We start from the raw sequence: 2,690 nt of genomic DNA on the forward strand, positions 1-2,690 counted from the left end.
CGTCGCACTAAAAATAATCCAGTGTTGATTGGCGAACCAGGAGTTGGTAAAACTGCGATCGCAGAAGGTCTCGCTCAACGTATTGTCAATCAAGATATACCCGATATTCTACAAGATAAGCAAGTCATTAGCCTCGATATGGGGTTACTAGTGGCAGGGACTCGTTTCCGTGGCGATTTTGAAGAACGCCTAAAGAAAATCATGGATGAAATTCGCTCATCGGGTAATATCATCCTGGTTATCGATGAAATTCACACTTTGGTTGGTGCTGGTGGTACAGAAGGTGGCATGGATGCTGCTAATATTCTCAAACCAGCGCTTGCAAGAGGCGAACTCCAGTGTATTGGTGCAACGACTCTTGATGAGTATCGCAAGCACATTGAGCGGGATGCAGCCCTCGAACGTCGTTTCCAACCGATTATGGTAGGCGAACCATCGGTTGAAGAAACTATCGAGATACTGTACGGTTTGCGTTCTGCTTATGAGAATCACCACAGAGTCCAAATCTCTGATGAAGCGTTAGTCGCTGCAGCTAATCTATCAGATCGTTATATTAGCGATCGCTTTTTACCTGATAAAGCTATCGACTTGATCGATGAAGCTGGTTCTCGCGTTCGTTTGCGGTATTCTGCAAACCCTGCAAGTCGCGAGATTAAGAAAGAGTTAGTACAAGTCACCAAGTCTAAGGATGAAGCGGTTCGGGCGCAGGATTTTGATAAGGCTGGACAACTACGCGATCGCGAGTTAGAGCTTGAAGCAAAGTTAAGAGAGACATCACAAAACGATAAGTCTGTCAATAGCCCTATTGTTGATGAGGAAGACATTGCTCAAATTGTTGCTTCTTGGACTGGAGTACCAGTTAACAAGCTAACCGAATCCGAATCAGAGTTGTTGCTGCACTTAGAAGATACTTTGCACCAGCGTTTGATTGGTCAAGAGCAAGCAGTGACAGCAGTTTCTAGAGCCATCCGTCGTGCAAGAGTTGGGTTAAAGAATCCTAACCGACCCATTGCTAGCTTTATCTTCTCCGGTCCTACAGGAGTTGGTAAGACAGAATTAACCAAAGCGTTGGCTTCCTACTTCTTCGGTTCCGAAGATGCCATGATTCGGTTAGATATGTCCGAATACATGGAACGTCATACTGTTTCCAAGCTCATCGGTTCGCCTCCTGGTTATGTAGGATTTGACGAAGGCGGACAACTTACAGAAGCAGTACGTCGCAAACCATACACGGTAGTGCTATTTGATGAAATCGAAAAAGCACATCCCGATGTGTTTAATATGCTACTGCAAATTCTCGAAGATGGTCGCCTGACCGATGCTAAAGGTCGCACAGTGGACTTTAAGAATACGCTGATTATCATGACCTCTAACATTGGTTCCAAGGTCATCGAGAAAGGTGGCGGTGGTTTGGGCTTCCAGTTTGCAGATGATGCAGCAGAAGCAAGCTACAACCGCATCCGTAGCTTAGTGAATGAAGAGTTGAAAGCTTTCTTCCGTCCTGAATTCCTGAACCGTCTTGATGAGATTATCGTCTTCACTCAGTTGAAGAAAGACGAAATCAAGCAAATTGCCGATATTATGTTGCGCGAAGTTGCTAGCCGCTTGACTGAAAAAGGAATTAGTCTTGAGGTGAGCGATCGCTTCAAAGAGCGTGTTATACAGGAAGGATATGACCCCAGCTATGGTGCTAGACCATTACGTCGGGCAATTATGCGCCTGTTAGAAGATTCTCTGGCTGAGGCAATGCTTTCCGGTGAAATTGCAGAAGGCGACACAGCTGTTGTTGATGTTGATGACGACGGACAAGTGAAAGTTACGAAGTTTCAGAATCGAGAGTTGTTACTCGCAAATCTTGGCTAATTGAAGGATGAAGTGTAAAGGATGAAGTATGAAAAATCTTTATCTTTATCCTTTACCCTCCACAATCGTTCCCCTGATAGCAATATCAGGGAATTTCTTTTGACAATACCCAATTTGGAAAAAATACGCTCGCGATATTCGTAATAGCGGCTATACAAGCTTAAGTTCTCCTCAATACTGCTCGGATAAGACAATTTTACTTGGTTATAATATCTGTGATGCGCTGATTGAAGTGTCTTTACATATTGGAAAATAGTGGTAACAAACCTTAACTGATACCAATTCACGATATGTATGATACATATACACTTATTCCTAGAGGCGCAATGTCTTGTGCCCCTACCAGGGTATTTCTATCATTAAAAAAGTGAAATGTATGAGTCCTATTAAAATCCACCTACGCGAGCTTAATTTGTTAGCTTCAAAATAGTATTCTGAGGAATTTTGCCAAAATAGCTCCTCTCATTTCTTTAATACCCAATGATAATTACCCCTTTTAATGCCAAGGTAACCCTTTGGCTCGCGTATAAAGTTTTTAGATAGGCACAAACTGTATTGAAGTCGTCTTTACCACGATAATTGTTTCTAACTGCCATAATTAAATATTCAACTTCTAACATCATACAGGCTTTAAAAATATTTTTAAGAAATTGATTATTATCAACGGCTCTACCTGCTTCTACTTCTAGAACTATCTTGCCATCTATACTTAAAGCGTCAGGTTCAAAATATTTCTCATCTTCGTCAGTTATACCAATTTAATATGAAGCTGCATATAATAGAGGAGTTGCAAACTTCATAAATTTAAGTCTTTATGAGCCGCCCGT

General features: G+C 42.0%; 1 protein-coding gene. It reads left to right on the forward strand.

The window, feature by feature from the left end:
• The coding region (locus tag ACKTT2_RS00065) for an ATP-dependent Clp protease ATP-binding subunit (RefSeq protein WP_407882727.1) at positions 1-1,863 on the forward strand (1,863 nt) is incomplete at its 5' end.
• Positions 1,864-2,690: the final 827 nt, after the last annotated feature.

This window comes from Scytonema hankhaensis NUACC26, assembly GCF_045865695.1.
In the GTDB taxonomy this organism is placed as follows: domain Bacteria; phylum Cyanobacteriota; class Cyanobacteriia; order Cyanobacteriales; family Nostocaceae; genus Scytonema.